Below are 16,634 nucleotides of genomic sequence, written 5' to 3' on the forward strand. Positions count from 1 at the left end.
CTTAGAAAGAGAAGTTGGCGAGGACATCGGGCGTGCCGGCTTCGATCGCCTGCTGCTCTTTTTCCGCCAGTTTGGCGGCATCCCAGATTTCAAAGTGGCTGCCCATGCCGATCATCATGATCTCGCGCGACAGCCCGACGGCGTTGCGCAGTTCGGGCGAGATGAGCACGCGGCCGGCGCTGTCGAGTTCGACGTCGCAGGCATTGCCGAGGAAGATGCGTTGCCAGGCCCGGGCCGACATGGGCCAGGCGGCGATCTGTTCACGGTGGCTTTCCCACACGGGGCGGGGGAAGAACAGCAGGCAGCCGTCCGGGTGTTTGGTCAGCGTGAGTCGGCCTTCGCACTGGATGGCCAGCGCGTCACGGTGCTTGGCAGGGATGGACATCCTGCCTTTGGCATCGAGACTGATTGCGGACGCGCCTTGAAACACGGGAGTTACCTTTAGACCTCTGATAGTTTAGCAGAGTGGAAATCGCCATCCTTTGCCGCCTTTTCCCCCGCCGCTAAGTCAGGAGAAAAATCCCACAAAAAGACACTTTTTCACACAGATGCCCACTTTAGAGGATGGAAGATGGGTGGTCAAGCGCTTTCGCCCAACCGAAACAGGGATTTTATTAATGAAATTAAGGACTTAGCGTACTTCCTTGAAGCCGGCTCGCGTAAAAATATATTGAGAAATTAAATACTTATAGAAGATAGTGAATGTGCTACCTCATCTCTACGGGCGCTTTTCGCCGTGCCGGAAGGCAGTAAATGTTGGATGAAAATAATTAAATTAAATGCATACAGTTGCCAAACGCCAACATCACAGTAGCAATCCGGCAACAGGCCGGATGCCGGGTCGGGACGGCCGCAGGCCGGGAGAAAAAAGTGTGATGATTGGAGAGAATGACCAGCCTGTCGCGCCTGGTGCGCATTTCGCGGATAGGAAGACCTTCAACACTGCACTATCGATACCACGGTTTATTGCTCAACATTTCAGCGGCCGGCCACATGCCGATCATTAACTTGTATAGACAACATTGCCTGACGAGCCAACGAGCGTGCGGCGCCGGCCGCGCCACTTCCGCCATTATACGGAATCGGTGGACGGCCCCGCGCACCGGTGCGCGCGCGGGGCCGGGATGGCCTCAATCGTAGGTGGCACTCAGGCTCACCCCGCTGAACGGCTGACGCGCCCGCAGCAGGATGTAGTACCAGTGGCCGCTGACCGGCGACGCGAGCGTCACGCTCTCCGCGTTGCCGGCGCCGGCCGAGGCCATGTCATACGAGGTGGGCGTCGGGTAGCGGTCCAGCGCCACGTACAGGTCAACGTCGCCGCCGCCGCCGCCGGTGCTCAGGCGCACATTGGTGGCGCCGGCCGGCAGGTTGATATAGGCATAGGCCTGGCTGGACGCGGCCAGGTTCACCAGCGCGCAGTTCCGGCCCAGGTAGACGGGCGAGGCGCACACGGGCAGCGCCGGCTGCGGCATGGGCGGTTCGCCGGCCGTGCTGGCGGTGGCGGCCCAGCTGGCGAATTCGTCGTCGTAGGTGGCGCCTATGCCGGCCATCATCTGCTGGTAGCTGTCGTAGTCGCCCACGCGGAACTGGCCCAGCATGGTGTCGATCACGGAGCGGTGCCGTTCGACCATGAAGCGGGTCGCCATGTAGCCCCAGCGGTAGGCGCGGTTCACGTAATCGTTCATGGCGTAGGTATTGCCGAAGATGGTGCTGAGGCGGTAGTTGCCGCCGCGGGCCATGTCGATCGCCACCTGGTTGTTATTCTTGAGCGACAGGTATTCCGCGATGCCCTCTATCCACCACACGGTGGGCTTGGCCGTGGCGGCGCCGAAATCGCCCGCCATATCGAAGCGGCCATCCAGGTAGTGCACATACTCGTGCTCCAGGTTCCACACCTGGAACACGGGCCGCAGCCAGGACGCCTCGTGGGCGATGAAGCGGGCCTGGTTGGCTGGATTGGACGGGTCGCCCTCCAGGTACATGCCGCCGTTGTTGGTGCTGATGCCGTAGATGAGGCCGGCGTATTTGCTGTAGTTGGTGTAGTCGTCGAACACCACCAGCTCCAGCGACGTGTTGTGGTCGTTGGCGACGGGGACCCGTTTGGTCTGCAGCATGGCGTGCGCGTAGCTTTCCTCGCGCGCCAGCAGGTCGCATGATTGCTGCATCTGTTCGTCCGTCATGTCCTGGGCCCGGATGTGCAGCGTAGGGCTGCAATCCTTGCGGTACTTGAGCACCGCGTCGGCCAGTTGCGTGGTGTAGTCGCAGGTACCGTACTGGGCGCAGTGGTCGTTGTCATAGAACTTGACGGCGCTGGCGGCGGCCAGCCACAGGTCGCCGTCCGGCCCCGTCATGCTGCTGCTGGCCAGCGTGGCCTGCACCATGGGCTGCACGCCCGCCTTCAGGTCCGCATACTGCATGAAGCGGAACGCTTCGTTGGCCGTGTCGTTGAGCTGGTAGCCGATGGCGCTGCCCAGCAAGTCAGCCTTGTTCCCGCTGACGAAGTTGTACAGCGCGGTGGGATAACTGAGGTCACCGCGCAGCAGGGCCTGGCCGTCGGGCCGGCCGTGCGCGTAGAACAGCACCGTGAGTACGCCCGTGTAGCCGTTGGCGGCTGTGGCCTCGCGCAGGCCGTCGGCCGCCTTGGGCCGGGCCGCCGTGTTGGTGTAGCGCTGCACCAACGCCTTCATGCTGGGCAGGAAATAAGCCTCGTCATGCATGTTGGTGATCAGCTTGAGCACTTCACCGGCCGTGCTGGTGGCCGCGCTGTTGGGGCGGAACAGCGCGCTGCCGTCCGTGAGCTGGCGCAGCGGCGCGCGCAATGTGCGCGTCAAGGTGGCGGCCGGCGCGGGAATGGCGCCGCCTTCGGCCTGGTAATAGCCGGCGCGCAGGTACAGCGTCAGGTTCACCAGCGCCATGTTGGCCGCGCTGTAGCTGGCCGCCTCCTGCGCGAAGCGGGCGGCCACGGCACCGAAGTTGGCGCCCGAATAGATGCGCGCGGCCAGCTCCGGCGCGGCCGCGAACAGGCCGTAGGTGCATTCATAGTTCGGCAGGCTGACCAGGTAATCGGCCAGCGCCGCGCCGCTGTAGCCGGCCAGCTTGTTCATGTCGCCGCAGTCGTCGGCCAGCGGCGCGGCCACACTGTTGCGCTGGTGCCGGGGCAGCAGGTCGTTGCGGGGCCGGCTCGATGGCGGCAGGTTGTAGCGCGATTGCTCGGCCGATGGCGGCAGGCTTTGCCGCTGGTGCGGCATGGGCGCCTGCTTGAGACTGTCCTGCTCGCCGGCCGGCGGCGTGGCCGCGCGCGCGGGCAAGGTACTCAGGCAAACGGCCGCCACGCCGGCCAGGCACAGGGTTTTGCGGGAAAAAGACATGTCTAGCACTCCTTTTCAGGTTGTCGCTTATCGTTGGGTGGGATGGCGCCCGCCGGATCGCGGGGGCAGGGAAATACTATCCCGATAAGATTGCCTGATTTGCATTCGCGGGCATGCGCAGCGGCGGTTCGCTACATTTAGACGGGACGGCTGGAGGGAACGGCACAGCCACGGTGCCGGGACGGGCGGAAAAGCGACAATCAGGCGCCCAGGCTGGCCAGCAGGCCGGCCGGCGCCGTGGCCGGGGCCCCGCCCTCGCGCAAGCGGGCGCGGTACTGCACCGGCGTCCATCCCGTCAACGCCTTGAACTGGCGGCTGAAGGCGCTGTGGTCGGTGTAGCCGCAGGCGGCGGCGATGGCGGCGATGGAGCGCGCGTCGTCGGCCGCCATCAGGGCCAGCGCGCCGTTCAGCCGCGATTGCAGCAGCAACTGGCGCGGACTGTAGTGGAACACGCGCTGGAACAGGCGCTCCACGCGGGCCAGCGACAGGCCCGCGTCGCGCGCCAGCTGCTCCAGGCACAGCGGCTGGTGGTAATGGTCGCGGATGTGCTGGGCGATGCTGGCGATCTGGCGGTACACGGGATGCTGTTCATCGGCCAGGCCCAGGTCGTGCGATGTGCCCACCAGGCCGACGATGGCGCCGCCGTCGTCGCGCAGCGGGGTCTTGTGGGTCAGGCACCAGCCGTGGCGGCGGTTCGGATACAGGTGCAGCTCCAGGTGCTGCCGGATGGCGCAGCCGGCTTCGATCACGTGGCGGTCCTGCGCCATGTAGTTGCTGGCCAGGTGGCGCGGGTGCACCTCCAGCACCGTCTTGCCCACCAGTTCCTGCTTGCTGCGCAGGCCGCAGCGGCGCACCAGCGTGTGGTTGACGGCCAGGTAGCGGCCGTCGCGGTCCTTGACGAAGAAGGCCACGTCGCTGAGCGCGTCGAACAGGGTTTCGATGGCGGCCAGTTCCACGCTGCGCCAGCGCGCGCCCTGCCCCGCTCCGCCCAATGCGTCCGCCATGGCCTGCCTCCCGAGCGCACGCGCGGGCTGGCGCGCCCGCGATGCCTTATTTGAAATGTTTCAAATATTACCTCATCAGAGGCAGCGCCGTCACACTTTCCCGGCTGGATACGCACGGTGCGGTCCAGCCGCTGCCGGCGAACACTCAGGCCGGCGTTTCCCAGTTGCGCGACCGTTCGACGGCGCGTGCCCACTGGGCCAGCAGCGCGGCGCGCTGGTCGGCGCCCATCTGCGGCAGGAAGCGGCGCTCGCACTGCCACTGGGCCGCGATCTCCTCCCGCGTATCCCAGAAACCCACCGCCAGGCCGGCCAGGTAGGCCGCGCCCAGCGCCGTCGTTTCCGTCACCTGGGGCCGCACCACGGGCACGCCCAGCAGGTCGGCCTGGAACTGCATCAGCAGGTCGTTACGGGCCGCCCCGCCATCGGCCCGCAGCTCCGTCAGCGGGATGGCCGCGTCCTTCTGCATGGCCGCCAGCAGTTCGGCGCTCTGAAACGCGATCGCCTCCAGCGCCGCGCGCGCGATGTGGCCCTTGTGGCTGCCGCGCGTGAGGCCGACGATGGTGCCGCGCGCATACGGGTCCCAGTGCGGCGCACCGAGGCCGACGAAGGCCGGCACCATGACCACGCCGCCGCTGTCGGGCACACTGGCCGCCAGTGCTTCCACCTCGGCCGAGTGCTGGATGATGCCCAGGCCGTCGCGCAGCCACTGCACGGTGGCGCCGCCCATGAACACGCTGCCTTCGAGCAGGTAGTCGGTGCGGCCATCGACGCGCCAGCCCACCGTGGACAGCAGCCGGTTGTGCGATACGACCGGGTGGCGGCCCGCATGCATCAGCATGAAGCAGCCGGTGCCATAGGTATTCTTGACCATGCCAGGCTGGTGGCACGCCTGGCCGAAGGTGGCCGCCTGCTGGTCGCCGGCAATGCCGGCCACGGGGATGGCGCCGCCGAACAGCCCTTCGCGCGTGCTGCCCACTTCCTCACTGGACGACACCACCTGGGGCAGCATCTGTTCGGGAATGTCGAACAGGTCCAGCATGTCCTGGTCCCAGCGCATCAGGTGGATGTTGAACAGCATGGTGCGGGCCGCGTTGCTCACGTCCGTCACGTGGCGGCCCGTGAGCTTGTAGACCAGCCAGCTGTCGATGGTGCCGAAGGCCAGCGCGCCGTGACGGGCCCGCTCGCGCGCGCCGGGCACGTGGTCGAGCAGCCATTTGAGCTTGGTGGCGGAAAAATAGGCGTCCAGTTCCAGGCCCGTCACATCGGCCACCAGCCTGGCCTTGCCGTCCGCGCGCAGCTGGGCGCAGTAGTCGGCCGTGCGCCGGTCCTGCCACACGATGGCAGGCGCGATCGGCTCGCCCGACTTGCGGTCCCACACGATGGTCGTTTCGCGCTGGTTGGCGATGCCGATGGCGCGCACGTGGGCGCTGTCCACGTGCAGCTCGTGCAGCACCTTGCGGGCCACGGTCAGCTGGCTGTTCCAGATTTCGTTGGGATCGTGCTCGACCCAGCCGGGCTGGGGATAGTGCTGGGGGAATTCCTGGGCCGCGCTGGCGCAGATGCGGCCGTGGTGGTCGAACAGGATGGCGCGCGAGCTGGTGGTGCCCTGGTCCAGGGCCAGTATGTATTGTGTCATCGGCAGATCCCCTGGCGTCGCCGCACCGGACCTGCGCATGCACCAGCGGGCGGCCGCCGTGTTAAAAGCAGTTGAAATTCAGTTGAAGCAAGCCGATAGGCCGGATTTTGTTACGGCGCGGGCGAACCCGCGCTATGACAGCCATTCCTCTAGGCGCCGAATTACTCCGGCGCTCAAGCTTCCTACCCGCACGCTCCGCGAGCAACATCATCGCGTGCCTATTTGGAATTGCACCAGGTGGAGGTTACCGCGTTTCACCGTAACTTAATACGCTCGTCTCTGTGGCCCTATTCCTCGCCTTATACCCCCGGCTTGCGCCGGAAGGCTTTCAGCGGACGGCCGTTAACCGTCACCCCGCTCTGTGGAGTCCGGACCTTCCTCCCGCCGGGCATTACGCACCGGCCAGCGGCTGTCTGGCTTGCTTCAGCCGGTATTGTACCGCGCCGGCCGCCAAATCTGAAATTTGGTGTCGCCATTAGAAAAGCCGACCACCGCGCAGCGTTCTAGAATGGCCTGCCGGCGACCATCCCGCTCGCCCCCAAGACAAGGTTATTACCATGACCCATCCCTCCCGCACCGGCGGCCAGATCCTGGTCGACGCCCTGAAGATCCACGGTGTCGACACCGCCTTCGGCGTGCCCGGTGAAAGCTACCTCGACGTCCTCGACGCGCTGCATGACTCCGATATCCGCTTCATCATCGCCCGCCAGGAAGGCGGCGCCGCCTTCATGGCCGACGCCTACGGCAAGATGACCGGCAAGCCCGGCATCTGCTTCGTCACCCGAGGGCCGGGCGCCACCAACGCCTCGATCGGCGTGCACACGGCCTACCAGGATTCCTCGCCCATGATCCTGTTCATCGGCCAGGTCGGCAACGACTTCACCGACCGCGAGGCGTTCCAGGAGATCGACTACCGCCGCATGTACGGCCAGATGGCCAAGTGGGTGGCCCAGATCGACCGCGCCGACCGCATCCCTGAATACATGGCGCGCGCCTTCCAGGTGGCCACCAGCGGCCGCCCCGGCCCCGTGGTGCTGGCGCTGCCGGAGGACATGCTGACCAGCGTGGCAGCCGTGGCCGACACGGCCCGCTACCAGCCGGTGCAGGCCTCGCCGTCGGCCGACCAGATCGACCAGGTGCGCACCCTGCTGGCCGGCGCCAAACGGCCGCTGGTGCTGCTGGGCGGGGGCGGCTGGAATCCGCAAGCGTGCGCCGACCTGCGCGCCTTCGCCGAAGCCAACGCGCTGCCCGTGGCGTGCGCCTTCCGCTTCCAGGACCTGCTCGACAACGCGCACCCGAACTACGTGGGCGACGTGGGCATCGGCATCAACCCCAAGCTGGCCGCGCGCGTGCGCGAGGCGGACGTGATCCTGGCCATCGGCCCGCGCCTGGGCGAGATGACCACCAGCGGCTACAGCCTGCTCGAATCGCCCGTGCCGAAACAGCGGCTGATCCACATCCACGCCGACGCCGAGGAGCTGGGCAGCGTGTACCAGGCCGCCCTGATGATCAACAGCGGCATGCCGCAGGCCTGCGCCATGCTGGCTGCGATGGCGCCGGTGGACGCCGGCGCCTGGCGCGCCAGCGTGGCCGGGGCCAGGGCCGAGCTGCTGGCCTACCAGGAGCAGCCGCCCATCTTCAAGGACGGCCAGGCGCCGCTCGACTTGTGGCAGGTGGTGCAGCAGATCCGCGCCATCGCGCCGGCCGACACCATCATCACCAATGGCGCCGGCAACTACGCCACCTGGGCCCACCGCTTCTACCGCTACGGCGGCATGCGCACCCAGCTCGCGCCCACCAGCGGCGCCATGGGCTACAGCGTGCCGTCCGGCGTGGCGGCCAAGATCGTGGCGCCCGAGCGCACCGTGATCACCTTCGCCGGCGACGGCGAGTACATGATGAACGGCCAGGAGCTGGCCACGGCCGTGCAGTACAAGGCGGGGGTGGTCATCATCGTGTTCAACAACGGCATGTTCGGCACTATCCGCATGCACCAGGAACGGACCTATCCGGGCCGGGTGTCGGGCACGGTGCTGCATAACCCGGACTTCGCGGCGCTGGCCCAGGCCTATGGGGCGCATGGCGAGACGGTGACGGAGACGGCCCAGTTCGGGCCGGCGCTGGAACGGGCGCTGGAACATGCGCGGGCCAAACGGCTGCCGGCCGTGATCGAGCTGCGCTACGACGGCGACCTGATCACGCCGGGCGCCACCCTGGCCACCATCCGCGCCAACGCGCTGGCCGCGCGGGCGGCCGGGCAGTAAGCGTTGACACCACGGGGCGGCGGGCGCCGCCCCGGACTATCCACCGTCAGGCCTGCGTGCCCGGCAACGGTTCGGCGGCCGGCTGGCGCGGCGGCGCGCCCTTGTCGTCCCGGCGCTGGGGCGCTGGCGGCTGGCCACCCTCATTCTTCAGCATGGGCGCATCGTCGTCGCCATGGCCATCGACCGGCGGCTGCCCTGGTTCGCCATCGGCGGCGGCCGGCTTGCGCGGCGCCGGACAGGCATGGCAAGCGCCTGGCTTGCGGCCAAAGTCGGTCACCCTGTGCAGGCGCATGGGCACCGAGCCATCGTCGCAGTAGGCGCCATCGAGCAGCAGCGTATTGCCATCGTCGGACAGCTTGCCGCTGATGGTGCGCTCATCCTCGCCAGGCGGCGTGACGACAAAATACAGCTGGCGCCCGCGCGGGTCGATATTGACGTCGCTGGCCACCACGGGCCAGCTCAAGCCGCCGGCCGTGTACTCATAGATCACCGTATCGACTTCCGCGAAGCGCTGCAGCGTGATGCGCTGGCCGCCGAATTCGCCGCTGTCCGGGTGCAGGCACAGGTCGGAGAACACCAGCATGCCGTAACGGGGCAAGGTGGCGGCGGGGCGGCGCGCCACCTTGGGCGCGGCCAGCGCGGCACAGGACGCGAGCAGGATCAGGCAGGCGAGCGCGGCGCGGCCGGCGGAACGGGAGGGCATCATGGTGGAAACAGGAATGGTAAGGAGGGAATATTCTACCGCCTGGCGGACGCCGGCGGTGGGGGACGGCACGGGGCCGTCCGTAAACGCACATCGGCCGCGCGAACGCGGCCGATGTGTCATCTAAATCCGAGTAAAGCGGAAATTAGAAGTTGTGCTTCACGCCCAGGTTGAACGCCTTGTCGCCGGTGCCGGCTTCGGTGTTGTTACCAACGGTGTAGAACGCGCCGTTCTTGTTCTTGATCTTGGCGTAAGCGACGTAGGCGCTGGTACGCTTCGACAGAGCGTGGGTGTAGCCGATGGCCCACTGGTCAGCGTCTTGGTTAGCGGCCAGCTTGTCGTTCTTGCGGGTGAACGAAGCGATCAGGCTGCCGGCTGGGCCGACTGGCACGGTGGCGCCAACCAGGATGTTGTTGCTGTCAACGAAAGCCGAAGTCTGGGTCAGCTGACCTTTGTCACGGCCGTAGGCGAAGAAGGCCTTGGCAACCTGGAAGTCGTAGTTCACGGCCAGCAGGGCGTTGTGGCCCATAGGCGCGTCAACGGCGCCGTCGTTGTTGCGGCTGTTGTAAGCGAAGCTCGCGTTCAGCGGGCCGTTCGAGTAGCCAACCGAACCACCGATCTGACGCTGTGCCTTGGCGTTGCCGGCTTGCTCGCCAGCGCTGTAGGACAGTTCAGCCTGCACGCCGTTCAGCGACGGGGTGCGGTAGGTCACGGCGTTGCTGTTGCGGGTCAGGGTGTCCTGGGTCGCGAACAGGTTCTTGGCGGTACCAGCCAGGCCCAGGGCGAATGGGTCAGCCACTTGGCCCAGGGTCTCGTAGTACGGGGTGTACTGACGGCCCAGCAGCACGGTGCCGGCTTCTTTCGACGACAGGCCAACGTACGATTGACGGTTAGCGATCGAACCAGCCACGTCGGACGCGCCGGTGTCGGTCTTGACGCCCGATTCCAGGACGAACACGGCGCTCAGACCGCCGCCCAGATCTTCGGTGCCCTTGAAGCCCAGACGCGAAGCGGAAGCCACGCCCGAGGTCACTTTGGTTACGGTACCAGCCGCACCACCACGCTCGTTCACGATGCCGGCATCAACGGTACCGTAGATCGTCACGTTCGACTGAGCGAAGGCAACGTTGCTCATTGCGCCCAGGATTGCGATGGAGATAAGAGATTTTTTCATTACGTAATTCCTTCAGTTGTGTTGCGGGTAAAAAGGTAAAGCTAGTGCTACGCCTAAATTCGGTGCTTATCGGCGCCGGTTGGGGCGTCGTTTATGCGTGAGGGCATTCTCCCCTGCTGCCACGTTGCTGTCCTTGTTGCCGGACGCGTTCACATTGTGTTGCGGCCGATTTAATCGATGCCGGCTTTATCGCGGTGCTTGTGGCACCGGAGGCGGCACTATACTGACGCTTTGAGCATCCATCAAGTGTAAAAACGCTCATATTGGTTATCGCGCGCGGCGATTCCCGCCATGTCACCGTGCTGGATTTTCAAAAACTGCAATATTTTACCGCATCGCAATATATCCTGCCGAGGCAGCCCACTAACTTCTCAAATCCGCACAGATGAACTTGGTGCGGCGCCCGGCGAACCGGACCGCCTGAAGCTGCTGCAAAGGAAAAATGCATCAGTGTCGGACTAAGTAAAAATAGCTACATTGCTATTTCTGGCTGTATTTTATACCGAACCCTGGCACGGCACACTTATACCAAATGTGTAGATGCCGCCTTACCCGGAGAAAGTTTGGCAGTTTCCGCAGGAAAACAGGGGCCCGGACCGACTTTGCCTATAGTAAGAGTGCTCAATTAATGAAATAAATTCTGTCGACAGGCCACCCTGCTGCGACGCAGCAGCAATTTGTAAGCAATTGCTACTTGTTGTCGGAAGGCGACAAAAACCGACGAAACAGCGTCCCCGGCCGGCCGGCGGCCGGGGATGACGGCGGGCGGCGGGCGGCCCGTCATCATGAATTCCCTTAATAGAAACATCGAACGGGCCAAGGCCAAGGCAGCACTGCAACCGATTTAACAATTGCACCGCCGGCGGCCCGTCCACTGCCGGCGTCCTGGCATGCCGATTACGCCAACGACGGCCCTGCCGTCCCACCCGCAGCCCCAAGCCGCGGCGCATTCTTGATGATTTTTTTTAAGCGTTTTCCAACTTTTTTGTCCATGGCAAATAAGAAGCATTTGCAGTATTTTTGTGATTAGTTCTTCATGTCAACAGTGTGTCGTGGACAAGGTTCTATACTGTGGATAAGTGGGTCGCCAACGCGGGCCGCGAGCGGCACTTTCTTCTCCGAAACGAGGTTAGAATGCACGTCGCGTCCCGGCCAAGTTGGTGTCGGCGGCGTTAAACCGAGACCGAACCGATGCCTGCCGACAAGGCACCCGAACCATGTGCGAAAACCAGCGTCTACCCGATTCCCGTAGCCGCACCAGCTGATGAAAACTAACGCCCATACTTTGCCTGTTTCGAGCACCATCAGCGACGTCGAGCGCGACACCGGCGTGGCCAAGGAAACCTTGCGGGTCTGGGAACGGCGCTACGATTTTCCGCAACCGCAGCGCGACGCCCACGGCGAACGCGTCTACCCGGTGGAACAGGTACGCAAGCTGCGCCTGATCAAGCGTCTGATCGACCTGGGCTTCCGTCCCAGCAAAGTGATCGCCTACAACGCCGAGGAATTGCAGGCCATGGCCGAGCGCGCCGTCCAGCACGGCCCCGGCCCGACCCACGCCCACCCCGAACAGCAGCAATTGCTGGAGCTGTGCAAGGCGCACGACATGGACGCCCTGCGCCGCCGGCTATCGCAGGCATTGCTGGTGATGGGCCTGAAAAGTTTCGTGATCGACCTGGTGGCGCCGCTGACGCGGCTCGTCGGCGAAGCCTGGGCCAGCGGCCAGCTGGCCGTGTTCGAGGAACACCTGTACACGGAAACGCTGAAGACGGTGGTGCGCAGCGCCATCTTTTCCGTGCCCCAGGCCAACGCGGCCAGCATCGGCGCGCCCCGCATCATCCTCACCACCCTGCCCCAGGACCGCCACAGCCTGGGCTTGCTCATGGCCGAGGCCATGTGCGTGGTGGAAGGCGCCTATTGCGTGTCGCTGGGGGTGCAGACGCCGTTGCTGGAGGTGGTGGAAGCCACCCGCGTGCTGCAGGGCGACATCGTGGCGCTGTCGTTCTCGGCCTCGATGAATCCGCGCCAGGCGCTCGACAGCCTGGCCGAGCTGCATATGCGCCTGCCCGAGGAGACCGAACTGTGGGCCGGCGGCAATAACGCGGCCTTGCGCCGGCGCAATCCCAAATTCGTGCGGGTGCTCAACCTGTCCGACATCGGCCACGCCATCGTCGAATGGCGCTTGCGCCACCCGCGCCACAGCACCCGCGCCGGCTGACGCCGATCCTGCCACCGGCCGCCGCCAGCGTCCGGCCTTGCCATTCAGACAGCCCCGGCGGGCCGTCCCGCCCGGCGCTCTGGTAAAATATCGCCATTCCCAGTGTCCGGCGCCGCCGGCCATCCGCTTGAAGCGCCTTCAATCACACACCCATGTTTAGTTTCTTCAAGAAAAAACCCGTCGTTCCCGAAGTTCCGCCCGCCGCCGCGCCGGCCCCCGCAGCTCCCGCCCCCGCCGCCCCACCTGCCACCGCAGCTGTTGCGGAGCAGCCGGCCGCGAGCGTGCCGGCCGCCGAGCCGCTGCTGGCCGTCGAGGAGCCGGCGCCGCGCAAGTCGTGGATGTCGCGCCTGAAGGCGGGCCTGTCGAAGACGTCGGCCAACCTGTCCATCCTGTTCGTGGGCGCCAAGATCGACGACGACCTGTACGACGAGCTGGAAGCGGCCCTGCTGATGGCCGACGCCGGCGTGGAAGCGACCCAGTACCTGCTCGACGCGCTCAAGCGCAAGGTCAAGGAGGACAAGCTGCTGGACGCGGCCGCCGTCAAGGCCGCCCTGAAGACGCTGATGATCGATCTGCTGACGCCGCTGCAGCGGCCGTTCGAGCTGGGCCGCCACCAACCGCTGGTGATGATGATTTCGGGCGTCAACGGCGCCGGCAAGACCACCACCATCGGCAAGCTGGCCAAGCACATGCAGTCGCACGGCCAGTCCGTGCTGCTGGCGGCCGGCGACACCTTCCGCGCCGCCGCCCGCGAGCAATTGATGGTCTGGGGCCAGCGCAACAACGTGACCGTGATCTCGCAGGCCTCGGGCGACCCGGCCGCCGTCTCGTTTGACGCCGTGCAGTCGGGCAAGGCGCGTGGCATGGACGTGGTGATGGTGGACACGGCGGGCCGCCTGCCCACCCAGCTGCACCTGATGGAAGAACTGAAAAAAATCAAGCGCGTGATCGGCAAGGGCATGGAAGGCGCGCCCCATGAAACGCTGCTGGTGATCGACGGCAACACGGGCCAGAACGCCTTGGCCCAGGTCAAGGCCTTCGACGACGCGCTGCAACTGACGGGCCTGGTGATCACCAAGCTCGACGGCACGGCCAAGGGCGGCGTGCTGGCCGCCATCGCCCGCGTGCGCCCGGTGCCCGTGTACTTCATCGGCATCGGCGAAAAGATTGAAGACTTGCAGCCCTTCGTGGCGGCCGATTTTGTCGAAGCCCTGCTCGGATAAGCCGATGATTGAATTCCAGAACGTCACCAAACAGTATTCCCCCGACGCCACCGCCCTGCGCGGCGTGTCGCTGACGGTAGAGAAAGGCGAACTGGTATTTCTGGCCGGCCCCTCGGGCGCCGGCAAATCGACCCTGTTGAAGATGATCGCGGCCATGGAGCGCCCCAGCAGCGGGCGGGTGCTGGTCAACGGCCAGGACGTGGGCCGCATCAAGCCGGCCGGCCTGCCATTTTTGCGCCGCAACCTGGGCCTGATCTTCCAGCAGCAACGGCTGCTGAACGACCGCTCCGTGCTCGACAACGTGATGCTGCCGCTGCTGGTGACGGGCGCGCCGCGCGCGGCCGCCGAGCAGCGCGCCCGCGCCGCGCTCGACAAGGTGGGCTTGCTGGACCGGGCGCTGGGCCAGCCGCTGGCCCTGTCGGGCGGCGAACAGCAGCGCGTGTCGATCGCGCGCGCCATCGTCAACCGGCCCCAGATCATCCTGGCCGACGAACCGACGGCCAACCTGGACCGCGCCAGCGCCAACCAGGTGCTCGACGCGCTCAAGGCATTCCATTCCGTGGGCGTGACCTGCCTCATTTCCAGCCACGATGAACAGATGCTGGACGCGGCCGCCCGCGTGATCCACCTCCAACACGGCCAGATCGATGGCCAGCAAGACGCGGGAGCGCAGGTATGAGCAACTGGTTACGGCAACACGGTTTCGCGCTGGCGGCGGCGCTGGTGCATGTGCGCCGCGCGCCGGGCAGCTTCCTGTTCAACATCATCGTGGTGGCGATCGCGCTGGCGCTGCCGTTCGCGGGCGTGACCCTGCTCGACAACGTGCGCCCCATGTCCGAGCAACTGTCGGTCGATCCCGAAATCAGCGTGTTCCTCAAGCAGGAACTGCCGCGCGCCGAGGCCGAGGCGATGGCGACCACGCTGCGCCAGCTGGTGGCCGACAAGCAAGCCAGGATCATCTTTACGGCCCGCGAAAAAGCGCTCGACAACCTGAAGACCAAGAGCGGCCTGTCCGACGTGCTGGGCACCTTGGGCGAGAACCCGCTGCCCGACAGCTACGTGCTCAAGCTCGACGCGTTCCGCAACGCCCAGGCCGGCGGCGACGTGGACGCGCTGGCCGACCAGATCCGCGCCCTGCCCGGCGTGGACACGGTGCAGGTCGATTCGGCCTGGGTCAAGCGCCTGGCCGCGCTGATCAATGTGCTGCGGCTGGCCCTGCTGCTGCTGGCCGCCACGCTGGGCACGGTGGTGGTGGCCGTCGTATTCAACACCATCCGGCTGCAGGTGATGACGCAGCGCGACGAAATCATCGTCTCCAAGCTGATCGGCGCCACCGACACCTTCATCCACCGCCCGTTCTACTACACGGGCGCCCTGTTGGGCCTGTGCGCCGGCGCCGTGGCGCTGGGCGCCGTGGCGCTGGCCTTGCGCCCACTCAACACGGCCATCGCCGAGTTCGCCCGCCTGTACGCGTCCGAATTCCAGCTGGCCCCGCTGCCACCGCTGGCCATGGCCGCCCTGCTGGCCGTGTCGGCCGGGCTGGGGCTGGTAGGTGCCGTGCTGTCCGTGCAACGCCACCTGGCACGCCTGAACTAAGCGGCCGGCTGCGCCTTCTCAATCGGTGTATGCCCCAACCGTGCGTTCGCGCACGGTTTTTCCCTTCCCCCAGGCCTACAATTAAGTTCTGCTTAAGCTCGCCACCGCATGCTGATCGCGTCGTCAACTGCGGTGTGTTGCTACTGTGAATGTGACGCCCACGTCCAGCGCCAGCCCATGCCGGCACCGGATATGCAAACGCCATAGACCGCCAAAAAGCGATAGCATTTTTACTATCAATGCGATTATGGATGGCGATTGGCACTCAACGACGGAGAGTGCTAATATATGAAACATCGTGGGGCTGGAAATTCTTGAAGGCAACTTTTTGGCGCAAGAATGACTGGTTCCTAAAGCATGACCGCAGCGGGTAACAAACCGTAACATCGGATGTGAACAGCCCGGCTGCATGGCACATTGACACTTAGCAATATCAGCTAGCGAGGAATTACATGAATATGATGTCCGCACCGAACGCGTTGGTCCCGGCTACCAACCGTGCACTGGGCCTCGGGTTCACTGGCAACCTGGGCAACCTGGATGCTTATATCTCGGCCGTCAATCGCCTGCCGATGCTGTCGCACGACGACGAAGTCTCGCTGGCCCGCCGCCTGAAGGAAAAGAATGACCTGGCCGCCGCCCAGGAACTGGTGCTGTCGCACCTGCGCCTGGTGGTCTCGATCGCCCGCGGCTACCTGGGCTATGGCCTGCCGCACGCCGACCTGATCCAGGAAGGCAACATCGGCCTGATGAAAGCCGTCAAGCGTTTCGACCCGGACCAGGGCGTGCGCCTGGTGTCGTACGCCATGCACTGGATCAAGGCCGAGATGCATGAGTACATCCTGAAGAACTGGCGCCTGGTCAAAGTGGCCACCACCAAGGCCCAGCGCAAGCTGTTCTTCAACCTGCGCAGCCACAAGCAGGGCCTGGACGCCATGACGCCGTCCCAGATCGACGGCCTGGCCAAGATGCTGGACGTGAAGCGCGAGGAAGTGATCGAGATGGAAACCCGCTTGAGCGGCCGTGACATCGCGCTCGAATCGCCATCGGACGACGAGGACGACAAGTTCGCCCCGATCGCCTACCTGTCCTCGGAGCAGAGCGAGCCGACCCGCGTGCTGGAAGCGGAGCAGGTCACGCGGCTGCAGTCGGAAGGGCTGGAAACGGCACTGGGCAAGCTCGATCCGCGCTCGCGCCGCATCGTCGAAGCGCGCTGGCTGGCCAACGACGATGGCTCGGGCGCCACGCTGCACACGCTGGCCGATGAATTCGGCGTGTCGGCCGAGCGCATCCGCCAGATCGAATCGGCCGCGCTGAAGAAGATGAAAGGCGCGCTGGCCGCCTACGTCTGAGCGCCGCCGGCCGCGGCGCCCACCACCATGCCGCCCCGCGTCGCGCCGGGCGGCATTTTTTCTGGCGCGGTGGCCGGGGCGTGTACCATATCCGTC

General features: G+C 65.4%; 12 protein-coding genes and 1 other RNA gene. 6 read left to right on the forward strand and 7 right to left on the reverse strand.

Annotated features, from left to right (window positions below; genetic code table 11):
* Nucleotide 1: 1 nt before the first annotated feature.
* From mraZ to rnpB, 5 genes are all read right to left on the reverse strand, one after another.
* On the reverse strand, nucleotides 2-430 hold the full coding sequence (mraZ, locus tag H3H36_RS09740; RefSeq protein WP_182160495.1) for a division/cell wall cluster transcriptional repressor MraZ: 429 nt from the start codon (nucleotides 428-430) through the stop codon (nucleotides 2-4).
* A 700-nt stretch (nucleotides 431-1,130) separates the two neighbouring features.
* Nucleotides 1,131-3,368, reverse strand: a complete 2,238-nt coding sequence (locus H3H36_RS09745) for a M9 family metallopeptidase (RefSeq protein WP_182216794.1) — start codon at nucleotides 3,366-3,368, stop codon at nucleotides 1,131-1,133.
* Nucleotides 3,369-3,568: 200 nt separating this feature from the next.
* On the reverse strand, nucleotides 3,569-4,372 hold the full coding sequence (locus tag H3H36_RS09750; protein WP_182216796.1) for an AraC family transcriptional regulator: 804 nt from the start codon (nucleotides 4,370-4,372) through the stop codon (nucleotides 3,569-3,571).
* 145 nt (nucleotides 4,373-4,517) lie between these two features.
* A complete protein-coding gene (gene glpK / locus H3H36_RS09755) occupies nucleotides 4,518-6,008 on the reverse strand; it encodes a glycerol kinase GlpK (RefSeq protein WP_182216799.1) in 1,491 nt (496 codons plus the stop codon).
* An 80-nt stretch (nucleotides 6,009-6,088) separates the two neighbouring features.
* An RNA gene (rnpB, locus tag H3H36_RS09760) (RNase P RNA component class A) lies at nucleotides 6,089-6,433 on the reverse strand.
* Between the two features lie 132 nt (nucleotides 6,434-6,565).
* Here rnpB and H3H36_RS09765 point away from each other — a divergent pair.
* Nucleotides 6,566-8,272 carry a thiamine pyrophosphate-binding protein gene (locus tag H3H36_RS09765; protein ID WP_182216801.1) on the forward strand — a complete coding sequence of 569 codons (1,707 nt, stop codon included), beginning with the start codon at nucleotides 6,566-6,568 and terminating at the stop codon, nucleotides 8,270-8,272.
* A 46-nt stretch (nucleotides 8,273-8,318) separates the two neighbouring features.
* Here H3H36_RS09765 and H3H36_RS09770 read toward each other — a convergent pair whose 3' ends face one another.
* Together H3H36_RS09770 and H3H36_RS09775 are read right to left on the reverse strand one after the other, a co-directional pair.
* The gene (locus H3H36_RS09770) at nucleotides 8,319-8,978 is read right to left on the reverse strand and encodes a hypothetical protein (protein ID WP_229219841.1); all 660 of its coding nucleotides are present in this window, start codon (nucleotides 8,976-8,978) and stop codon (nucleotides 8,319-8,321) included.
* 142 nt (nucleotides 8,979-9,120) lie between these two features.
* Complete coding sequence (locus H3H36_RS09775; RefSeq protein ID WP_182216803.1) at nucleotides 9,121-10,149, reverse strand: porin; 1,029 nt, start codon at nucleotides 10,147-10,149, stop codon at nucleotides 9,121-9,123.
* Nucleotides 10,150-11,413: 1,264 nt separating this feature from the next.
* Here H3H36_RS09775 and H3H36_RS09780 point away from each other — a divergent pair.
* The 5 genes from H3H36_RS09780 to rpoH all read left to right on the forward strand — a co-directional run bounded on the left by H3H36_RS09780 (nucleotide 11,414) and on the right by rpoH (nucleotide 16,538).
* A complete protein-coding gene (locus H3H36_RS09780; RefSeq protein WP_182216805.1) occupies nucleotides 11,414-12,367 on the forward strand; it encodes a MerR family transcriptional regulator in 954 nt (317 codons plus the stop codon).
* Nucleotides 12,368-12,519: 152 nt separating this feature from the next.
* Nucleotides 12,520-13,590, forward strand: coding sequence for a signal recognition particle-docking protein FtsY (gene ftsY, locus H3H36_RS09785; protein WP_182216807.1), 1,071 nt, complete (start codon nucleotides 12,520-12,522; stop codon nucleotides 13,588-13,590).
* Between the two features lie 4 nt (nucleotides 13,591-13,594).
* Nucleotides 13,595-14,269, forward strand: coding sequence for a cell division ATP-binding protein FtsE (locus tag H3H36_RS09790; RefSeq protein ID WP_182216809.1), 675 nt, complete (start codon nucleotides 13,595-13,597; stop codon nucleotides 14,267-14,269).
* Nucleotides 14,266-15,186, forward strand: a complete 921-nt coding sequence (gene ftsX / locus H3H36_RS09795) for a permease-like cell division protein FtsX (protein WP_182216811.1) — start codon at nucleotides 14,266-14,268, stop codon at nucleotides 15,184-15,186. The genes H3H36_RS09790 and ftsX overlap by 4 nt, the downstream gene beginning before the upstream one ends.
* Nucleotides 15,187-15,644: 458 nt before the next feature.
* Nucleotides 15,645-16,538 carry an RNA polymerase sigma factor RpoH gene (gene rpoH / locus H3H36_RS09800; protein ID WP_182217198.1) on the forward strand — a complete coding sequence of 298 codons (894 nt, stop codon included), beginning with the start codon at nucleotides 15,645-15,647 and terminating at the stop codon, nucleotides 16,536-16,538.
* Nucleotides 16,539-16,634: the final 96 nt, after the last annotated feature.

The sequence above is a fragment of the Rugamonas fusca genome, assembly GCF_014042365.1.
GTDB classification, from domain to species: domain Bacteria; phylum Pseudomonadota; class Gammaproteobacteria; order Burkholderiales; family Burkholderiaceae_D; genus Rugamonas; species Rugamonas fusca.